This window comes from Candidatus Enterococcus moelleringii (assembly GCF_017377575.1).
Lineage (GTDB): Bacteria > Bacillota > Bacilli > Lactobacillales > Enterococcaceae > Enterococcus_A > Enterococcus_A moelleringii.
Genome location: NZ_JAFREM010000031.1, coordinates 115,083 through 134,309 on the forward strand (window position 1 = coordinate 115,083; position 19,227 = coordinate 134,309).

19 protein-coding genes and 1 pseudogene are annotated in these 19,227 nt (G+C 39.4%); 4 read left to right on the forward strand and 16 right to left on the reverse strand.

The genetic code is table 11. From position 1 onward, the window contains the following. Window positions 1–5 precede the first annotated feature (5 nt). The gene (locus JZO70_RS19270) at window positions 6–983 is read left to right on the forward strand and encodes a diacylglycerol/lipid kinase family protein (protein ID WP_207675316.1); all 978 of its coding nucleotides are present in this window, start codon (window positions 6–8) and stop codon (window positions 981–983) included. 47 nt (window positions 984–1,030) lie between these two features. Here the strand turns inward: JZO70_RS19270 and recD2 are convergent, their stop codons facing one another. From recD2 to JZO70_RS19290, 4 genes are all read right to left on the reverse strand, one after another. Beyond that, entirely contained in the window at window positions 1,031–3,466 is a 2,436-nt protein-coding gene (recD2, locus tag JZO70_RS19275; RefSeq protein ID WP_207675317.1) for an SF1B family DNA helicase RecD2, read from the reverse strand. A 15-nt stretch (window positions 3,467–3,481) separates the two neighbouring features. Further along, window positions 3,482–4,138, reverse strand: coding sequence for a histidine phosphatase family protein (locus tag JZO70_RS19280; protein ID WP_207675318.1), 657 nt, complete (start codon window positions 4,136–4,138; stop codon window positions 3,482–3,484). Window positions 4,139–4,148: 10 nt separating this feature from the next. After that, a complete protein-coding gene (gene trmL, locus JZO70_RS19285; RefSeq protein WP_207675319.1) occupies window positions 4,149–4,655 on the reverse strand; it encodes a tRNA (uridine(34)/cytosine(34)/5-carboxymethylaminomethyluridine(34)-2'-O)-methyltransferase TrmL in 507 nt (168 codons plus the stop codon). Window positions 4,656–4,989: 334 nt separating this feature from the next. Continuing rightward, window positions 4,990–5,817 carry a methyltransferase domain-containing protein gene (locus JZO70_RS19290; RefSeq protein WP_207675320.1) on the reverse strand — a complete coding sequence of 276 codons (828 nt, stop codon included), beginning with the start codon at window positions 5,815–5,817 and terminating at the stop codon, window positions 4,990–4,992. Between the two features lie 213 nt (window positions 5,818–6,030). Here JZO70_RS19290 and JZO70_RS19295 point away from each other — a divergent pair, with 213 nt between their 5' ends. Further along, window positions 6,031–6,669, forward strand: a complete 639-nt coding sequence (locus tag JZO70_RS19295) for a copper homeostasis protein CutC (protein ID WP_207675321.1) — start codon at window positions 6,031–6,033, stop codon at window positions 6,667–6,669. A 31-nt stretch (window positions 6,670–6,700) separates the two neighbouring features. On the opposite strand, the gene JZO70_RS19300 is transcribed toward JZO70_RS19295, so the two are convergent. From JZO70_RS19300 to yjbM, 5 genes are read right to left on the reverse strand one after another with little or no spacing between them, the layout of a single operon-like run. Beyond that, window positions 6,701–7,150, reverse strand: a complete 450-nt coding sequence (locus JZO70_RS19300; RefSeq protein WP_207675322.1) for an NUDIX hydrolase — start codon at window positions 7,148–7,150, stop codon at window positions 6,701–6,703. 54 nt (window positions 7,151–7,204) lie between these two features. Beyond that, window positions 7,205–8,575, reverse strand: a complete 1,371-nt coding sequence (gene mgtE / locus JZO70_RS19305) for a magnesium transporter (protein WP_207675323.1) — start codon at window positions 8,573–8,575, stop codon at window positions 7,205–7,207. A 10-nt stretch (window positions 8,576–8,585) separates the two neighbouring features. Next, on the reverse strand, window positions 8,586–9,479 hold the full coding sequence (locus tag JZO70_RS19310) for an RluA family pseudouridine synthase (protein WP_207675324.1): 894 nt from the start codon (window positions 9,477–9,479) through the stop codon (window positions 8,586–8,588). Window positions 9,480–9,484: 5 nt separating this feature from the next. Beyond that, window positions 9,485–10,288: an NAD kinase gene (locus JZO70_RS19315; protein WP_207675325.1), complete on the reverse strand. Its 804-nt coding sequence runs from the start codon at window positions 10,286–10,288 to the stop codon at window positions 9,485–9,487. Beyond that, window positions 10,257–10,925 (reverse strand): GTP diphosphokinase, encoded by a 669-nt coding sequence (yjbM, locus tag JZO70_RS19320; protein WP_207675326.1) that lies wholly within the window; start codon window positions 10,923–10,925, stop codon window positions 10,257–10,259. The genes JZO70_RS19315 and yjbM overlap by 32 nt, the downstream gene beginning before the upstream one ends. 205 nt (window positions 10,926–11,130) lie before the next feature. Between yjbM and JZO70_RS19325 the strand changes: the two genes are divergently transcribed. Together JZO70_RS19325 and JZO70_RS19330 are read left to right on the forward strand one after the other, a co-directional pair. Next, window positions 11,131–11,712, forward strand: a complete 582-nt coding sequence (locus tag JZO70_RS19325; protein WP_347565204.1) for a CYTH domain-containing protein — start codon at window positions 11,131–11,133, stop codon at window positions 11,710–11,712. A gap of 18 nt (window positions 11,713–11,730) precedes the next feature. Further along, window positions 11,731–12,378 carry a DsbA family protein gene (locus JZO70_RS19330; RefSeq protein ID WP_207675327.1) on the forward strand — a complete coding sequence of 216 codons (648 nt, stop codon included), beginning with the start codon at window positions 11,731–11,733 and terminating at the stop codon, window positions 12,376–12,378. 36 nt (window positions 12,379–12,414) lie between these two features. On the opposite strand, the gene JZO70_RS19335 is transcribed toward JZO70_RS19330, so the two are convergent. From JZO70_RS19335 to spxA, 7 genes and pseudogenes are all read right to left on the reverse strand, one after another. After that, window positions 12,415–13,593 carry a class C sortase gene (locus JZO70_RS19335; protein WP_207675328.1) on the reverse strand — a complete coding sequence of 393 codons (1,179 nt, stop codon included), beginning with the start codon at window positions 13,591–13,593 and terminating at the stop codon, window positions 12,415–12,417. Beyond that, window positions 13,550–14,596, reverse strand: a pseudogene (locus JZO70_RS19340) (class C sortase); the annotation flags it as partial. The gene JZO70_RS19335 and the pseudogene JZO70_RS19340, both read right to left, overlap by 44 nt. A gap of 15 nt (window positions 14,597–14,611) precedes the next feature. Continuing rightward, on the reverse strand, window positions 14,612–14,791 hold the full coding sequence (locus JZO70_RS22485) for a hypothetical protein (RefSeq protein WP_242704028.1): 180 nt from the start codon (window positions 14,789–14,791) through the stop codon (window positions 14,612–14,614). A gap of 125 nt (window positions 14,792–14,916) precedes the next feature. Next, window positions 14,917–16,740: an oligoendopeptidase F gene (pepF, locus tag JZO70_RS19345; RefSeq protein WP_207675329.1), complete on the reverse strand. Its 1,824-nt coding sequence runs from the start codon at window positions 16,738–16,740 to the stop codon at window positions 14,917–14,919. A gap of 78 nt (window positions 16,741–16,818) precedes the next feature. Next, complete coding sequence (locus JZO70_RS19350) at window positions 16,819–17,802, reverse strand: competence protein CoiA (protein ID WP_207675330.1); 984 nt, start codon at window positions 17,800–17,802, stop codon at window positions 16,819–16,821. Window positions 17,803–17,857: 55 nt separating this feature from the next. Beyond that, complete coding sequence (locus JZO70_RS19355) at window positions 17,858–18,499, reverse strand: adaptor protein MecA (protein WP_207675331.1); 642 nt, start codon at window positions 18,497–18,499, stop codon at window positions 17,858–17,860. A gap of 286 nt (window positions 18,500–18,785) precedes the next feature. After that, on the reverse strand, window positions 18,786–19,184 hold the full coding sequence (gene spxA, locus JZO70_RS19360; protein ID WP_207675332.1) for a transcriptional regulator SpxA: 399 nt from the start codon (window positions 19,182–19,184) through the stop codon (window positions 18,786–18,788). Window positions 19,185–19,227 lie beyond the last annotated feature (43 nt).

The following is a 19,227-nucleotide window of genomic DNA, read 5'->3' on the forward strand; positions in this document are numbered from 1 at the left end:
TGTCTATGAATTTTCATTATCACCTGCTGATTAATCCAGCTGCCGGAAGCGGAAACGCTAGCAAAAAAGCCGAACAGTTAATTGATCTGTTTGATCAACACAATTATACATATACTCCTTACTACACTGAGTATGCTGGAGAAGAAAAAGAAATTGCCGAACGCTTAGCTGGTATGCTTACACCATGGAATGAAGAGTTGCTGCAAAGTTCTACGGACGAGCCTTATCATTTGCTGATCGTAATTGGCGGTGATGGGACCTTGCACCAAGTAGTGAATCAATTTTACTTAACCGGCGTTGAACTGCCTGTCAGCTACATTCCAGCCGGTTCTGGAAATGATTTTGCTCGCGGAATCGGACTTTCTCGCCAAGTTGAGGAAGCCTTTAAGCAAATCACTGAAGCCGATCGACCACAGAAAATCAATGTCTTACTTTATGAAGAGAAAATCAAAGAAGAATACGGCTTGGTATTAAACAATGTTGGCATCGGTCTCGATGCTTTGATTGTTGCTACTGCCAATGCTTCAGTCTCAAAAAAGTGGCTAAACAAGTACAAACTTGGTTCAGCTTCTTATGCTCTTTATTTGATCAAATCTTTATTGCTGCAAAAAACCTTCCCAGTGATGATCGAGGTTAACGGCCACCAGCAAGAGTTTAACCGAACCTTTTTATGTACTACGACGAATATTCCTTACTTTGGCGGAGGTGTTCCGATTGCTCCTATGGCCGATCCCAAAAAAGAAATGATTGATTTGGTGATTATTGAAAAGCCAAATATTTTTGCGATCACCCACTTGTTACTGCAGCTGCTGCGTAGAAAGCACACGACGAATAAACATTATCGTCATTTTTCCAGCTCCCGCATCCGTATCGTTTCGGTTGTCCCGCAACACGGACAGGCTGATGGCGAAACAATGGGCCAGCGGTCCTATGATCTGTGTTTCTCAACCAGTTCACAGTATATTTGGTACAAAGATAACTAAAAATAAAAAAACTTGTCCAAATTACTCAGAGAATTTGGACAAGTTTTTTATTTCAGAAACATTTGGGGAGTGATTCCTTCCATGCCAATCATCGGATCAACGGCCTGCTGGCGAATCAAAGCGGACGTTAAAATTTTCGGTCCCTTCACTTCCTCAACAGATTTTGGTGCAGATTGAAGCGTTTCTTCTTTTAGAACTTTTTCAAAAGGATCGTTCTTCTCCTGCGGTACTGATACATCCAATTCTGCTGCTGAACAGATTCGTTCGATCAGCGTGGTTTTTCGCACCGCTGATTCTTTGCGGACACATTCCACAAACGCCTCTTGTTCCCCTAGCAGAATCAGCAGGTCCTTACTACGAGTAACAGCTGTGTAAAGCAGATTGCGTTGCAGCATGCGATTGTATTGTTTAACCATTGGCAGTAAAACCATTTGGAATTCACTGCCCTGTGCTTTATGGATCGAACAGCAATAAGACAATTTGATATTGTTCCACTCCGAACGCTTGTATTGAACTTCAATACTATCAAATTGGATAACCAATTCATCTACTTTATCTTCTGATTCCTTAGCCGGAATAATCCCTACGATAATGCCCATATCGCCATTAAAAACATTCGATTCTGGGTTGTTAACTAATTGAAGCACTTTATCGCCAATTCGATAAACAGCCTCGTTCCATTGCACTTCTTTTTTGGTTCCATCATTTGGATTAAAAATTTCCTGCATCATTTTATTGATCGCATCAATCCCAGCAGGTCCTCGGTACATAGGGGCCAGCACTTGGACGTCTTGGGCCGAATAGCCTTTGATTTTAGCGCGCTCTACAATTTGTTTGATGACTGTTTCCATTTGAAAAGCGTGGCAAGCGATGAAGGAGCGGTCTTTTTGATTCACCTTAAAATCAGCCGGTAATTTACCTTCTTTAATTTCATGAGCTAAGGGAATGATGGAAGAATTATCTCCTTGACGATAGATTTCCGTTAATTCGATTTTAGGAATAGCCTCCACCTGCAATAAATCATGAAAGACCTGTCCTGGTCCAACTGAAGGCAACTGATCCTTATCCCCCACTAATATAATTTGCATATTTGTTGGGATTGCTTTTAATAGTGTGTTGGCCAACCAAGTGTCCACCATTGACATTTCATCAACGATTAACAATCCACCCTCTAGTTCCCGCGCCTCAGTGTCTGGGGTGCTCTCACGGCCGTTTAAACCTAGCAAACGGTGAATCGTGCTGGCAGGCAGTCCCGTTGTCTCATTCATCCGTTTAGCAGCTCTGCCAGTCGGTGCCGCAAGAATAATCGGGAAAATTTCTTCCTTGTAGTCACTAGGGTCTAAAGACAAATCATTTAACTCTGCAAACAGTTGGACAATTCCATTGATGACGGTAGTCTTACCCGTACCTGGTCCTCCAGTTAAAATAAACATCGGCGATCGAATGGCTTCCTTAATTGCCTGATCTTGAGAAGTACCATATAGAATATTCGACCGCTTCTCGATAATTCGCAGTTTTTGCTCTACCGTTTTTTTAGGATACTTAATCTCTTTTTTACGAGCCAGCAAACGAGCAACTGCATTCCCAATTCCCCACTCGCTATAGTACAACGTATTCTCATACAATTTGGTTTCTTCTTGCTGAATTTTCTCTTCTTCAACTAATTGAATAATCATCGCTGCTACCCGATCAGGGGCAATTTCAACTGCCCGTGAATTTTCCAACAATGACAAGACCTGTTCCAATAACCGCTGCGCTTCTACATAAGTATCGCCGCTCTGATTGGCATCTTCGTCAATTTGATGCAATATAGCCGCTCTGATCCGTTGATCACTGTCAGCGGCAATTCCCATCTGTTCGGCAAGATTATCAGCTTTTTTAAAGCCAATCCCTTCAATATCTTCCACTAATTGATAAGGATTTTCTTGGATGATCTCCAACGCCTGATTACGGTATGTCTGAAAAATAGCAAAAGATAGCTGACTACCAAAGCCGTATGAGCTTAAACCAACAATTATCTTCTCCATACCATAATTAAGTCGCAATGTTTCAACCAGCTGATCTTTTTTCTTTTGATTCAAGTTGGGGATACGATTTAGAATATCAGGCTGATCGATAATTTGGTCAATCGCATCCTCACCTAATATCTCCACTATTTTTTCAGCTGTCTTTTTTCCGATTCCTGGAAATTTATCACTGGAGAGATAACTGATAATTCCATTAGCCGAGGTTGGCTGAGCTTGTTCATAACGCTCCACCAAAAATTGTTTCCCATAACGAGGATGCTCGACAAAATGTCCAAACAATCGATACTCTTCATCTTCCTGCACATCGCCGAAGCTGCCGGTCACCACAATTTCTGATTCTAAAAAATCAGTGTTGGTTTCACGAATACCGAAGAGCAGTACTTTATAAAAGTTGCTGGGATTTTGGAAAAACACCGCTTTTAAGGTTCCAACAATGTACAAGGCCTCTTCTGACATTTTGCCACACCTCCTTTACAAAATCGCGTCTGGATTTTGATTTAATTTATCTAAAAAATCGATTTCGTTCCATTGTAATAATTTATACGGTTCTGTGGATTCATCAGCCTCTAGTATGGTAAGGCTGTTGTTATAAAGCCCACCCATCGCTCGCAGTTCAGCTATCGGCTTGCCAGTCAATGCTTGAATCGCTGCTGTCAAAGAAGCTCCATGTCCCACAAAAAGCAAAGGTCCTTCTTGTGCTTCCGCAACGGCCTGATGAACCAAACCGGTAGTGCGTTTTAACATCTGTTCCACCGTTTCTCCGCCAAAGGGAGCTGGATCGTACAAATCTAAGCGTCTGCGTAAATTGTCCATATTTGTCCCGTACTTCTCATGCATGGCATCCACTAGCTGACCCTCCAGCGAGCCCAGACCTAACTCTCGCAAATCATCTGTCCGAATAATCTCAACAGGATGTGTCAGACGGCTCTTAATCCCTTCCGCTGTTAGGTAAGCTCGTCTGGCACTGCTGGAGTAAATTTTTTCAAAGGGAATGTCTTTTAACGTTTCACCCAAGGTTTCAATCGCTTGGAAACTCTCTGCCAATAAAGGTGAATCACCCATCATCCCTTGAAATCGCTTCTCTTGGTTCCATTGAGTTTTTCCATGACGTGTAAAATAGAGCTTCATACTTTCCCTCCTAATCTAATTTGTCGTTTTCGTAATGATGACTAAGTTCTAAATCTGGAAAATTCTGTTGACGCAATGCTTCGTACACAACGATCGCTACTGTGTTAGATAAATTCAACGAGCGAACATGTGTATCATTCATTGGCAAACGCAAGCATTTATCTTCATTGTCTCGCATAAATCCTTCTGGTAATCCAGTTGTTTCTTTTCCAAACATAAAAAAGCGGTCCTCAGAAGGTGTATAGTCTGCTTCCGAATAAGTCCGATTAGCAAATTTAGTAATCAGATAAAGCGGACGTTCTGCTAAATACTCCATGAAAGCAGGAAGATCCTTGTGGTAAGTAATGTCTACATCGTTCCAGTAATCTAAACCGGCCCGCTTCAGATGCTTATCATCGGTCGAAAAACCTAAGGGTTCGATCAAATGTAGCGGTGAGTTCGTTGCGGCACACGTGCGTGCAATATTTCCGGTGTTAGCTGGAATTTGAGGTTCAAATAATACAATATGGTTGGTCATTTTGCTGCTCCTTATAGTGGTTTGAGAATTTATTTTCTGCTCCCTTAATGGGTTGCTTTCAACTGTAAATTTGCTGAAATTTCGATTCAGCATACCGCTAATTTAGCTGCTGAACTTTGAGTCTCTTTCTATAAAAGTGAATTCAGCACAAAAAAAACGTACCAACTCGGTGTCTAGCACGGCGAGTCGCTACGTTAGTGAAGCACTTTTCACAAACTTTTATCAGAACAGGAACCTGATAAAAACCAATGAAAAACAACTTGTTGCTACTATATCACCATGAGGTTAGAAATGCAATGATTAATTCACAATTTTCCCGATGAAACCGATTTCTCTAATATCCCTTTAATATTTCCACATCAATCGTGATTTTTTCCAATGGTTTCGCCCTTAAACCTTGTTTTATCACAGGATCCACATGCCACTCCAAAGGCGACATCTCTAGCAAATCCAGCTGATTTTCTTCCGGAATTTCAAATTGATAGGTTAAACGCGTTTGCTCTTCAACTGACATCTCCATGTTAAAACGTTCAATCACGGCTTCGTTGGAATATGGCTTGCCCTCTGGATAGTAAGCTTCTCTTAATTCTCGCAAATAGTTTTCTTGCGGGACGACCTTTATTACTTTCCCATCTTCGCGTAACGTACGGTGAAATTCCTTATAGTGGGAAGGAGAAAAAATATTTAAAATGGTATCAAACGCTTGATCAGCAAAGGGCAGATTGGTTAAATCAGCGACACACCAAAAACTATCTATTGGCTGATCGGTGGCTAAATAAATTCCTTCTTTCGCTAAATCAAATCCAATGGTAGCCTCATTAGGCTTCAATTGATTCAACTCAGCCAAAAAGCTGCCTTCACCGCAGCCTACATCTAATAATTTCCCCGGGTCGATCCATTCAGCCAACTGTTCAATCACCGGTTGGTACATCCCCGAACGAATCATACGTCCTCGAGGTAAAAACATGTTTTTATCGTAACCAGTCTTTACTTGATGTTCCAAAAAATAGATTGTTCCCTTTTTAGAAAGATCATACTGGTGGTTATTCTTACAGATCAGTTGATAATTATTTTTCAAAAAACTCTCATGGCACTTGGGACAGCGAAACAGCTGATAGTTTTTTTCCAAAAAAACTGCACCACGATCAATTTTCTTAAGCAATTGAGTCACTTCCTTTAGCATATGATAGCATAGTTGCTCCAATCCTTCTACGACTTATGCTACACTAGGGGCACAGGATACCCGTCCAATTTTTGACAGTTCAATAAAAGTTAAAAATATGCTATAAAACAGGTACTAACACAAGAACAAAATAGGATAACAGGATGGTATTCATAGTGTTAATAGTATTAAATTTAAATAGGAGGAGTAACCGTGATTAAAGAATTTTGTGCCGAAAACTTCACCGATATTCCCGCAGCGATTAAAGCTGACGCTGGAAGAATCGAATTATGTGATAACCTTGCAGTGGGAGGAACTACCCCTAGCTTAGGTGTCATAGAAGAAACCTTGGCCTATGCTAACGAAAAACACGTTCCAGTAATGACAATGATTCGTCCTAGAGGCGGAGACTTCATTTACAACGATTTGGAACTAAAAATAATGGAGACAGATTTGATCCATGCCAAAAATGCTGGGACTGACGGTGTTGTATTTGGTTGCTTAACAGAAGACAATGAAGTTGATGAAGAAGCTTTGGAGATTTTGTTAGGCAACAGCATTGGCCTGCAAACAACTTTTCATATGGCTTTTGATGCAATTCCTAAAGAAAAGCAGTTTGAGACCATCGACTGGTTTGTTAAATTAGGAATTGACCGCATACTCAGCCACGGCGGGCCTTTATCACAACCAATTGAAGAAAGCTTGGCTCATCTTAAGGAACTGATTGATTACGCGGATGGCCGGATTACTATTTTCCCTGGCGGTGGAATCACTTATGAAAACTTAGATAAAATTGTCCAAACACTAGGTGTTAAAGAAGCCCATGGAACTAAAATTGTTCCTTTGGACTAAAAGATATTCATCCAAACAAAGAAGCAGTGAATTAACTCTCACTGCTTCTTTTTGTTTGTATATAGTTTTTTATCCGAAACATCCATTTCCAGGTTTTTAAACGTGTTCGCATTGGAAAGTTGCCTGACAGGTAGTCTTTAATTTGCTGCTTTTGATCCGGATGAATATTCAAAGGCAGGTTGTGAATATCAAAAAAATTAACCGCTGAATACGTTGGTGAATTAATATTCTTTTGGGTTTCAGTTTCCTTGGCTTTATACACATAGATGATATCCTCAGTCAGTTCTTTAGTGTATATGCCCACCAGCTCTTGAACCTCATTTTCCAAACCTAATTCTTCATCAATTAGGCGCTGCATCCCAGTACGCTCATTTTCTTTTGGATACAGCAGACCTCCAGGCAGCTCCCAAATCGGTACTCCCGGTCGCCTGACAAATAATATTAGACCATTACGGATAATAATAGCATAGGCTTTTTTCATCTTCCCCACTACTTTCAGCTTATATCGCTTGTTTTTCTTAAAATCAGCACGTTTTTAACTACCGATAAAATGTTCCATAAATAGACTTGCAATATTAAAATAGATCAATACACTGGTTAAGTCGCTCAAGGTAGTAATAAAAGGCCCACTAGCTACCGCAGGGTCAAACCCTAATTTCTCCATAACCATTGGTATCAAACTGCCGGCTAAATTAGCTACCGTTATTGCGGCCAGCATCGCCGTTCCTATTACGAAACCTAATACAAAATTATGCTTCCAAATGCCGACAATCGCAAATATAGCCACCCCGGTTACTAATCCCGTTACTAATCCCGTTAGGATTTCACCAACGATTAGTTTACTAAAGCCATTTTCTTTGTCATCTGAAATCGCAATCCGGCGAACCGCTACGGCTAATGATTGAGTACCAGCATTTCCAGCCGTCCCAGTAATTAAAGAAATGAAGACCGCTAAAATACTCGCTTCACTAACTAACGCTTCATAATGATTGATTAAGCTGGCTGTCGTCATTCCTAGAAACAATAAAGTAATTAGCCAAGGCAGTCGTCTTGAAGCAGCTTTTATCGGATTTTCGTCGACTTCTTCAACGTTTACCCCCGCCAAACCAGAGTAATCGCTGGCCGCTTCGTCATCGATGACGTCAATGATATCATCGACAGTCACAATCCCTAATAAGCGATCTTCATAATCGGTTACAGGCAGTGCTAGGAAATCATAATCCCGGAACATCTGAGCTACGTCTTCTTGGTCGTCTCCTACGTTGACAGAGATAACCCGCTCGCTCATTGCATCAGAAACCATCGTATCATCGTCATTAATGATCAAATCACGCAAGGAAATAACTCCCACCAATTGATTATCAGTGTTCACAACATACGTATAGTAAATGGTTTCGGCTATTTGTGCTTCTTTTTTCAAAACGTACATAGCTGAACGGACCGTTTGATTCGCAACAATGGATACGAATTCCGTTGTCATGATAGATCCAGCGGTGTCATCCTCATAGTGCAGCAGCTCACGAATTTCATTAGCATGCTCAGTATCCATTAAACTTAGATACTTGGCTATTTGCTTTTTATCTAACTCATTTAAAATATCTACCGCATTATCAGTGTACATCTCAGAAAGCATGTCTGCTGCATAGCGCGGACGCATTTCAGCTAAGTACTCTTCTACGTGTTCATCGTCTTCCTCGATTACGTCAAACATGTCTGCCAGTTCTTTTGGTGATAAATATGAATAAACTAATTGACGCTCTTCACTATCGAGAGATTGGTAGAATTGACCTTGATCATAAATATGCATTTCCAAAAAATGTTCACGAAAATCTTGAAGATCATTTTTGTGCAGTTCTTCCCTTAATTGCAAAAAATGGGCTTCCAATTCTTCCTGGTTTTCATCCATCTCTCTCACCTCACAGTTCTTTTGCGACAATCTCCATATCTGCAGCAAGCGGCAAAGTAAATGCCAATTTCTCGCCATTAAAAGGGTGCCTAAATGTTAAGGCACAACAATGCAGGGCCTGACGAGTTATCCCAAGGTCCATTCTTCCGCCATATAGATTATCACCCAACAACGGGCAACCTATCGCACTAAAGTGCACTCTAATTTGGTGTGTTCTCCCCGTATGTAATTGAATATCAACCAAGGCGGCCTGCTGACCTTTTACATCAAGCCAATATTCTGTTAAAGCAGTCTGGCCTGATTGATCGGTTTTTCTTTTGATTAAAGAAGTTAAATCTCTGGTAATTGGCAAGTTAATCTCACCATGTTCTTGCAGTTGCTGAAATTCTCCAGAAACTAATGCTTGATACTTCTTCACCAGAGTCTTATTACGCAATTCTTGATCCAATTTAGCGTGAGCAAATCCATGCTTGGCAAATAACATCAAGCCAGAAGTGTCCTTATCAAGGCGGGTAACCACATGCACTACTTGATTAGCATAGCCTTGTCGAACGTAATAAGCTTTCACTCGATTTGCCATTGTTCCACGCGGATGATATTGTGCCGGAATTGAAGCAATTCCCGCTGGTTTATTTACCACCAGCAAGTGATCGTCCTCATACACAATTGCGATTGGCACATCATCAGCTAATAGCGTCTCGTGCGCTTTTTCATCAGGAATCACAACAGTTACACTATCATGGGACTTCAAAGAAAACAAGACGTTTTGTTCATGATTATTCACATAAATTTTTCCACCTTGAAACTTTATTTTTGCCAGCAATTTCTTAGAAATCCCTTGTTTTTTCAAAAAAGTTCGCAGTAATAATGGCTCTGCTTGATTATAGGTCCATTCAAATTTCACAAAAACTAATCCTCTCGAATAAAGGCATCTTTAACTCGATGCCAAAAATGCATATGTTTATAAGAAGCAAAATGGATCCGTTCTTTCGCAATTTTGTACTGAATTGATTTGATGCCGCCACCACTAACATCTAGTTGATCAATCGTCACCATGTGTTTGCCTTCAGTGTTTAAGAATATTTCAATCCACTCCTGTGGTCCGATAATGCTGGGAGAGCCTAATGTTCTGAAGACTCGATTATTTAATGAAGCGATCTCTGCTAATTGCAAAGCATTGATGCTAGGATGAACAACCGCGCCACCCACACTTTTGTTGTAGGCGGTTGAACCTGTTGGTGTCGAAATGGATAGCCCATCTCCTCTAAAACGTTCAAATAACTCATCCTTGATATACACATCGGCCACCATCGTACTGCTACCCTTGCGAACACTGGATTCATTCATAGCTAGAAAATGCTTTTGTCGTCCATCTTCAAATTTCACAACGACATCCAATAATGGATAGCTGACACTCTTATCCCGATCACTGCATAAACTGCTGACCATCTCTTCCAGCTCGTAATCTCGCCAATCGGTATAAAAACCTAAATGCCCTGTATGGACTCCTAAAAAACGAACTTCATCTAACTTATGATTGTAGCGATGAAAAGCGGATAACAGTGTCCCATCCCCACCAATAGTAATCACTAACTCGGGATCACGTTCAACAACTGCCAAATCAGCATTTTCTTCTAATAACAAAAGCAAACGACTATAGACTTTTAACGACTTCTCTTCATTATTGTGGATGATCGCTATTCTTAAGGTCATCTTCGTTCACTTCCTTTTTCTTTTTACGATACGAGAATAGATGCTGAGCCTCTTGAATTTCATCACGTATGCTGGACATTTCTTCATCTAATTGATAAGCAGCTTCTGCCGCCCGGAAAAGACGTTCACTAATATCTTCAGGAATTTGTCCTTCATATTTATAATTCATTGAATGCTCAATCGTTGCCCAGAAATTCATAGCCAACGTACGGATTTGGATTTCGGCCAAGATCATTTTTTCACCATCCAGCATTTGAACCGGATATTCAATAACTAGATGATACGAACGGTAGCCGCTGGCTTTTCGATTTGTAATATAATCCCGTTCCTGTAAAACCTTCATATCTTTTCGATTGCGTATGACCTGGACCATATGATGAATGTCTTCAACAAACTGGCACATAATACGCATACCAGCAATGTCTGACATGTCATCTTCCAAGCGATCCAAAGATATGCCCCGCAATTTTGCCTTGTTTAAAATGCTGTCCACCGGCTTCACTCTGCCAGTAACAAACTCGATTGGTACATGCTCGCCTTGTTCACGATATTGTGTTCTTAACCCTCTGAGCTTAATTTTTAATTCAGCCACAGCTAATTCATAAGGTGCAAGAAAAATTTCCCAATTTCTTTCCATCAGAATGCCCTCGCTTTTCTTTCCATTCTCCCCTATCTTATCACAAACCACCCGTTAGCAAAAATGACCGGGTCAGCGGTAAATTTAGTAATTCCTATAATTTACCTTGTTAATAGCTAAACTTCTCGTAAATATTTGACTACACCATGTAATATGTGTCAATATACCTTTGTATTAGTCAAATTTTAGAATAGGGTGTACAATGATGATGAATGATTCAATCGAAATAGAGTACAAAACGATGCTTACACAGTCAGAATATCTTCAACTGATTGCTTATTATCAGTTGAATTCCTCCCATTTTGTTACTCAAACCAATCTTTATTTTGACACATCAGTTTATCAATTGAAAGAGAAAAATATGGGATTACGCGTCCGTGTTTTTGATACTGAGGCTGAAGCAACTTTAAAAATCCCTCAAAAAATCGGATTACTAGAAGTCACTGACAAAATCACACAAGCAGAAGCAGATGAAGCAGTCAAAACTAAGCAGTTTCCCCAAAGTGCCCAGCATATATCTGATGTTTTAAAAAGTGAAACTATTGAGACTGAGGAATTGCAATTGATAGGTCGCTTGGTAACAAGACGCGCAGAACTGGTCATTACCGAAGGAAAGCTGGCCTTAGATGAAAACTGGTATCAGGATCAGCACGATTTTGAGTTAGAATTAGAAGTACAAGATAGTGGGAAAAATGAATCGGATTTTTTTGCTTTGTTGAACCAATTTAATATTCCTTATCGTCCAGCCAAGAACAAAATTGTTCGAGCGGTCACTATGAGGAAATGAATGTGAGGAGGAAGTCTCTTGATTGAGATCTATTTGTTTATCAATCCTATCGGTGGTCGCTGCTTGACTATTGAAAAACAAGTAACTGAATTGATGAAAAAGAATGATCTAAAAATTCAATTACGGCTTATTCCGTTAATGAACTTACATACTGTTTCAGATCTTTTAACTCGTGAAGGTTTGTCGAAAAAAGATATACACAAACGTAATAAGCTTTCAGATATTATCTATTCTGCTTCTTTAGATGTTAAGGCTGCGCAATTGCAAGGTAAAAAGCGCGGACGCAGCTTTCTAATGAAACTACAAGAAGAGATGACTGAAAAAAGAACTCCGTATTCGAAAGAATTGGTCCATCGATTATTTTTAGAAGTCGGCGGCGATATGGAGATGTTTATCGAAGATCGTGCATCAGACTTAGTTAAAGAACTTTTTATAGCAGACCAGCAGATTGCCAGGGATATGCAGATAACTCGTCACCCTTCCGCTGTGATTTATAACTGTGTGAATGATGAAGGAACGGGTATTCGAATTGAAGGTTGCAATGCAATAAAACATGTAATAAATTCTTGTAAGTCAAGAGAATCTGTCTTACGCTTCTTTGATAATCAGGAAAAACACGACCATTTAAATCAGGAGTTTCCTGCTGATCATTTATCGCTAATTTAAAATAGACGTTCGAGGATTAAAATGATCCTTAAACGTCTATTTTTTTATTTGAATATTTTTTTCTTGGTTACTCACGAAGACTTGTTGTTTCTTCGTTGGATAAGCTAACGGGTTCTTTTGCTTCCGCTTTTTGATTCCTACTTTCAGTCGGGCTTTGCTACCTGACTCTTTCACTGAATAAATAGCACCAGGCAAATTTTTGAAAGTCGCTCGTCCAAACTCATCTGTTTTGCTTGTAACAGGCAAATGGTTACGAATAATTGCCTTCTTACCCGAGGAATTGTATAACTCAAAAACAAGACCAGCCATCGGCAGCCCTTCTAGCGTCGTGCACTGCAATGTAATATCCATGTACCTTTTTTTCAGCGAATACCCATAAATTACTTTATACATACCTGACAAAAGCAATACGATTGCTATGATAATAATAGCAATTAGACAGATGTTTTGTCTTTGTCGTAGATTATCTGCTTTTTCAACTTGTTTTGCGATCTTTCCTGTATAAGGTACTCGATGACCTTTTACTAATAAACGGTGGCTATTGATCATATAAGGCGTACAGGTCAAAAGCGTAACCACATCCCGATCTGCTTCTACTTTCAAGGAACTAGTGTCATTTGGCTTCACAACCTGAATATCTTCCACTTCATATGCTAATTTTTCATTAAAGACAGTAAGAACAAATATCTCACCTTTAGCTACTTCTTCTAAATCAGTAAATAATTTTTTTTCTGGCAATCCGCTATGGGCAGAAATAACCGAGTGAGTGTTGGAACCGCCCGTGGGATAGGAAGTTCCTTGTAAGACGGTTGCTCCAATTTGCAACAGTTGATCATTGGTTAAATCAAACAAAGGAATTGTAATACGAATAGCTGGGATACTTACTGCTCCAATTAAATGTTCGCTGGCATATTCATCGCTAGCTATCCGGCTTTCTGCATTGTCATCAAAAGGATCAGCTGAAGGTACGAGTCCATTGACAGCCAATTCTTCATTTCTTTTTTTCATCTCTTCCTTGGATTTTTCTGCTAAAACTTTGCTTTGTGTGCGATTCTCTTCCTGTACTTGCTCCAATCGGCGTTGGTCAACAAAGTCATTTAACGCGTTACTATAAAAAGGATACGTCATTACTAACAGCCCAACTAAAAAGATCAGCAACATGAATAATTTGCTAGCGGCTTGCTTCTTTGCGTTTTTGGAGGGATTTTTTTGCATGACGTTTCCCCTTTCGCTCGATGGTGTATCGAAGCTCTGGTCGTTTTTTCTTAGTTAAGTAAGAGCGTCTGACAATAATTTTGAACTGCTTGTTTTTTAATTTCCAGATTTTACCTTTAATTTTTGGCAGCTTAGCTTTACTTTTAACGTGATAGATATTGCCTGGTAATTGATCAAAAATAACTTTTCCTTCACAGTCGCTGATAGCTTGTAAAATCTCACCATTTGCTAAAACAGGTTCTTTTCCTCTACGTGTATACAATTCACAGACCAGACCTTGAACAGGTCGAGTATTATCAGTAACATAAAAAATCATAGAATAGTTGTGTTTCTTTGATTGATACAAAACAGTCTTACGCCACACAAAATAGAAGAACCCTGCTAAAATCAGCAGGCAGCAGACAATCAAAAGAATGACTCTCCAACGATGATACTCTTGCGCTTTCTTAATCGCGCTTTTAGCCTGCTCCTCTGGATAAGGAATTCTATGGCTCGTAACCAATAAACGGTGACTGTTAACTCCATAAGGGGTACAGGTTAGTAAAGTTACCAAATCTTGCCCTTCGACAATTTTCAGATCCTCTATTTTATCAGGTTTTACGGTCTTTAGTTTCTCTACTTCGTATGCAAGTTTTTCGCCTTCAATATGTATGTAAAAGGTGTCGCCGATCTTCAACTCAACCAGATCCGTAAAAAGCTTTTTATCTGGCAGTCCTGTATGTCCAGTAATGACTGAATGAGAGCTGTTGCCGCCAATCGGATAGGACGTACCTTGCAAGATAGTTGCTCCCTTTTCCAGTAAGATATCATTGGTTTGATCATATACTGGCAAACTGACATTAATTTTCGGAATAAAAATAGCTCCTAAAGTGTGTGCTTCATAATATTCCTTTTTCGGACTTTTCGTCCCTTCCAAAGCCGGCTCAAAGGGATCTTCGAATGAACCTGCACCCGGAATCTGGGTTTTATTTTCTTCATTTTTCTTTCTAAGCTCAGCAATTCGTGCTTCTTGCTCCTCTTAGCTCCGATGAGCCATTTCAGCTTCCACTTTATCTAAACGCTGTTGGTCTACGTAATTATTTACTGCATCTACTACAAAGGGATACATAAAAATTAAAAAACCCAAAATAAACATAAAGGCAATGGTCAACTTCAGGCCCAAGTTTACTTTATCATCACTGTTTGGCTTATTTTCCATAGTATTCTCCCCCTCGTATTGTCATTTTCTCACAATGCAAAAGAAAAGAGAAACTCCATTTCTGTAGTTTCTCTCAACTTTTTGGGTTATTTTCATTGAATATCTTTTACAAAATAAACCACGTTCTATTTATTATTTTTCAATTGTCTAACCAATTCTTCCAACTCATCAAGACGTAAGGCAAAGACACCCATTGCATCTTCAATATAGTTGGCTTTAGTCATATCCACGCCAGCCTTTTTCATTACTTCAATTGGATAATCACTGCTGCCGGATTTCAAATAGGTTAAATAATTTTCTAAAGCATCTGGTTCTTGGTTAACAATCTTAGCGGCCAATGCATTCGCTGCTGAGAAGCCAGTAGCGTATTGGTAAACATAATAGTTGTAATAAAAATGAGGTATACGCGACCACTCGTATTGAATCTCTTCATCATTAGCAACCATCGGTCCATAGTACTTCGCATTTAATTCACCATAGAATTTGCTTAAATGCTCGCTAGTCAATGGAACTCCTTTGGCATCTTCGGTATGGATAAAATGTTCAAATTCAGCAAATTGTGTCTGTCTGAAAATCGTGCCTTTAAATCCATCTAAATAGTGATTGATGATATAAGCCCGAATCTTCGGATCTTTTTCAGTTTCCAACAAATGACTAGTCAAGATATTTTCGTTAGTAGTCGAAGCTATTTCGGCTAAAAAGATTGAATAATCTCCATAAACATATGGTTGATTATTTCTTGTGAAATGACTGTGAACACTGTGACCCATCTCATGAACCAAAGTGTATAATTCGTCTAAACGATCGTGCCAGTTCAATAAAATATACGGCTGAGTATCGTAAGCACCCGAAGAATAGGCACCACTACGCTTGCCTTGATTTTCAACAACATCTATCCAACGATCGTCAAAAGCTTTTTCCACTACACTTAGATACTCTTCACCTAACGGCTTCAAAGCGTGTATCGCTTTTTCCTTAGCCTCTTCATAAGTAAATTTGATCGGTGCGTCTGCTAATAACGGAGTATACATATCGTACATGTGCAGCTCTTCTAGCCCTAATAGTTCTTTACGCAATTCTACGTACCGATGAAGCAGAGGCAAATATTGATTAACTACTAAAACTAGCGTGTCATAAACATTTTCAGGAATATGATTATTCGCTAACGATGCAGCACGGGCTGAAGAGTAGCCGCGAACCTTCGCTTTATAGTTGTGACCTTTCACATGCGTACTTAATGTAGTTGCTAATGTGTTTTTAAATTGCTGATAAACAGTATACAAGGCTTTGAAGGCCTCTTGTCTGACATTTCGGTCGGTACTTTCCATTAACTGGCCATAGACACCATGGGTTAATTGGACGTTTTCCCCATTTTCGTTTTGGACAACTGGGAATTTCAAATCCGCATTATTCATGACTGAAAAAATATCAGCTGAGCTGCCAAAGATTTCACCTGCACCAGCTAACAGAGCCTCCTGTTCTGCTGGCAAAATGTGGGCTCTTTGGGATAAAATCTGCTCAATAAAATGGCGATACAGCTCCAAATCAGGTTCTGCATCAAAGAAGCTCCACACCGTTTCATCAGATAAGGATAAAACTTCAGGTTCAAACCAGCTGACGGCCTCACTTGTTTGCGCAATTAAGCTGGAAGCACGGGCATACAAGCCCTGATACTGCGTATTAGAGGTATCTTGATCATTTTTCAAATGTGCATAGACATAAATGACCTCTGCTTTGCGATAAATGTCCAATACGTACTCAATTCCGTTCAAAAACGCTTGAGCGCTTTTCTCCAACGTTCCTTTAACTTTGTCAGCCTCTTGCAGCTCGGCGGATAAAGCTTGGAATTTTTCTTCAAATTCTGCTTCGTCTGCAAATATTTTTGTTAAGTCCCACGTTAACTCCACTGGGACCTCTTCGCGTTTTGGTAATTGCTTTGTTTCAGTCATACCATCACTCCGATCTTTTTGCCTTATCTTAACATATTTTGTTGAAAAAAATAACTGGTTGTATTTGAAGAATTTTATTCAGTGCTGCAAAATAAAACGGCGTGTTTCTGCCAATAGACCATTCCATATTTCTTCTTTCTCAATTCTAGGAAAATACCAGTCGATCTTATTCGAAAGGCAAAACTGCTCAAAACGGTGAATGACAGATGCTGGCTTTTCAGGACTTTGAGAATAAAGATAGCGAAAAATAATACAAGCATCATTATAGATAAAAGAATATTGACTTGGCCAATACATCCAATCTGGCAAATGCAGCAAATGTTGCCTTTCCAAGTATAAAAATTGCTGCAATGGCTTTACTGTGTCATCAAAAGCGATTAGTTTTGCCGCCAAATACTGTTTTCTCGTTTGAACTTCTTGATAAGTAGGATGAAATACCAGCTTGCGCTGACTATCCATTTGATAAACATCTAACAAAGGCATGGACTGAAATGGAATCCGCCGCTCCGCGTAAAAATAATGCTGATTAATTCTGTGAATGTGGCTAAGCAGTCGAATCCCATTAGTGTCAATTAGCCAGAGATGAATTCCGTTATTTTCATTGTAAGCACAAAAGTGTTTTTGCAGAACACTCCAATTTTTCTTAGGCCATAAGTTAGGTCCTAACAACCACCAATCTTGATAGCCGCCTGTACGATAACCCTCGAAGCGCTGAATCAGCCTAGGAATTTTTAAAGTAGAACATTGTATTTCTGCTGCAGTTCGCTTATACAAAAGATCTGGTCGTTGCTTTAGCTCCGGTAACGGCTTCTCCAGTTGCCAACTTTCTCCACTGGAATGTCCGCTAGTCCAAAACAGTTGTTTCAATTGCAAATGCTCTTGTGTTTCCCCCTCACTTAATCCTTCACAGTTTATTTTTTTGCGGTGAGCAAAATGAGGAATTTTTATCACTCCTTGTTTAAAAATCAACTTGTCACCGCAATCTGGACAATAATACGTTTCTTCAGGCGAATAATGCTTTACTGACACCAACTGTTTATTATGATTGTATGCAAATAGCATAAATTACCACCCCATACAAAATATACGCAAAAAAAAGAAGCCTTACTCAGGCTTCTTAAACAAAATAGCTGCGAGTGATCGCCATAGCATCTTTTTGCATCAATAAATTTCCATATTCTTCTAAAAATTCCGGTGTTACTTGTGTATCTTCAGCATATTCTAATACCTCAGCAACAACATCTGAAATTGAAGTTTCGCCAAAAATTTCTGGATCGAAATAAAGCTGGAGGTAATAGTCTTTTTCGTATTGATAAAGATCGCACCAAGCTTCGTCTAAAAAAGAGTAACTAGCCAGCTCAATCATATCTTCAAAGTCATTAAGCTTAAATACACGCAATCGACCAATCTCTGCGTTTTCAATTGCTCCTTGGGAAGCAAGAATTTGCTGTCGAATCAACTGGTCAAGATCGTTCGTTTCAAAATCGTTCGGATCAGAGAATTTATTCAAATCGTCTTGAGTAAGATTCTTGCTAATGAATAATTCTAAGCCATCATTTTTAGGCAAGACTTGAAAAGTAACTGCTTCACTACTCTTAAACTCATCTTCAATGTCAACTTCTTCTAAAATACTGTAAAAGAAGGATTCAATTTCGCGATGATTCCCTAAAAGATCTAGGAAAGTTATTCCTCGTTCCGCTAGATCATCACTGCCAATCATTACTCGAATGGTGTTTTCATTGATGTGTTCCATTTCCATCTAAGCACACCCCATTTCAATAGGTAGGTTATATGTTCATTGTAACCGATTGGCGGCAAAAGTAAAGAAAGCAATCGGAATTTATCAAGTCTTTAAAAAGAAAACTTCGATCTGCTGTGTTAACTTTAGATTATACCTAAAATTTCTTATCCCTTTCACTGATAAATCTCATCATTCACTTACTCCCAGCTTCGCAGTTAGGTAATCCAGCGTTTGACTATTTATCAGAGATACTGCGTTCTCAAACTATTTTCAACAAAAAAACCTCGCATCAGCGAGGTAGTTTCTATAGTCCGGCCATAAGTTGTGCTTGTCGCAATTCGTATTGACGAACATCACGCGGCAAAAAGCGGCGAATTTCATCTTCATTAAATCCTACTTGCAATCTTTTGTCGTCAATCATAATTGGCCGTCTCAAAAGACCAGGATTTTCTTTTACTAAGCTTAATAATTCTTTCAGAGATAGTTCGTCTAAGTCCATGTTCAACTTTTGAAAAACCTTAGAACGAGTGGAAATAATTTCTTCCGTCCCATCTTCAGTCATTTGCAAAATATCCTTCAATTCTTCAATGGTTAAAGGTTCAGAGAAAATGTTTCTTTCCACAAATGGAATCTCATGTTCCTGCAGCCAAGCACGTGCTTTCCGACATGATGTGCAACTAGGGGAAGTGTATAGTGTCAACATACATGTATCACTCCTTTTCTTGACTAAAATGATTTTGTAACAG

Bases quoted from the DNA above. Each gene is read 5' to 3' on its own strand.
- yjbM (WP_207675326.1), bottom strand. From the start codon at position 10,925: ATGGAAAGAAATTGGGAAATTTTTCTTGCACCTTATGAATTAGCTGTG.
- recD2 (WP_207675317.1), bottom strand. From the start codon at position 3,466: ATGTCAGAAGAGGCCTTGTACATTGTTGGAACCTTAAAAGCGGTGTTT.
- JZO70_RS19325 (WP_347565204.1), top strand. From the start codon at position 11,131: ATGATGAATGATTCAATCGAAATAGAGTACAAAACGATGCTTACACAG.
- JZO70_RS19350 (WP_207675330.1), bottom strand. From the start codon at position 17,802: ATGCTATTTGCATACAATCATAATAAACAGTTGGTGTCAGTAAAGCAT.
- trmL (WP_207675319.1), bottom strand. From the start codon at position 4,655: ATGACCAACCATATTGTATTATTTGAACCTCAAATTCCAGCTAACACC.
- JZO70_RS19270 (WP_207675316.1), top strand. From the start codon at position 6: ATGAATTTTCATTATCACCTGCTGATTAATCCAGCTGCCGGAAGCGGA.
- JZO70_RS19280 (WP_207675318.1), bottom strand. From the start codon at position 4,138: ATGAAGCTCTATTTTACACGTCATGGAAAAACTCAATGGAACCAAGAG.
- JZO70_RS22485 (WP_242704028.1), bottom strand. From the start codon at position 14,791: ATGGAAAATAAGCCAAACAGTGATGATAAAGTAAACTTGGGCCTGAAG.
- pepF (WP_207675329.1), bottom strand. From the start codon at position 16,740: ATGACTGAAACAAAGCAATTACCAAAACGCGAAGAGGTCCCAGTGGAG.
- JZO70_RS19315 (WP_207675325.1), bottom strand. From the start codon at position 10,288: ATGACCTTAAGAATAGCGATCATCCACAATAATGAAGAGAAGTCGTTA.
- mgtE (WP_207675323.1), bottom strand. From the start codon at position 8,575: ATGGATGAAAACCAGGAAGAATTGGAAGCCCATTTTTTGCAATTAAGG.
- JZO70_RS19355 (WP_207675331.1), bottom strand. From the start codon at position 18,499: ATGGAAATGGAACACATCAATGAAAACACCATTCGAGTAATGATTGGC.
- JZO70_RS19335 (WP_207675328.1), bottom strand. From the start codon at position 13,593: ATGCAAAAAAATCCCTCCAAAAACGCAAAGAAGCAAGCCGCTAGCAAA.
- JZO70_RS19300 (WP_207675322.1), bottom strand. From the start codon at position 7,150: ATGAAAAAAGCCTATGCTATTATTATCCGTAATGGTCTAATATTATTT.
- spxA (WP_207675332.1), bottom strand. From the start codon at position 19,184: ATGTTGACACTATACACTTCCCCTAGTTGCACATCATGTCGGAAAGCA.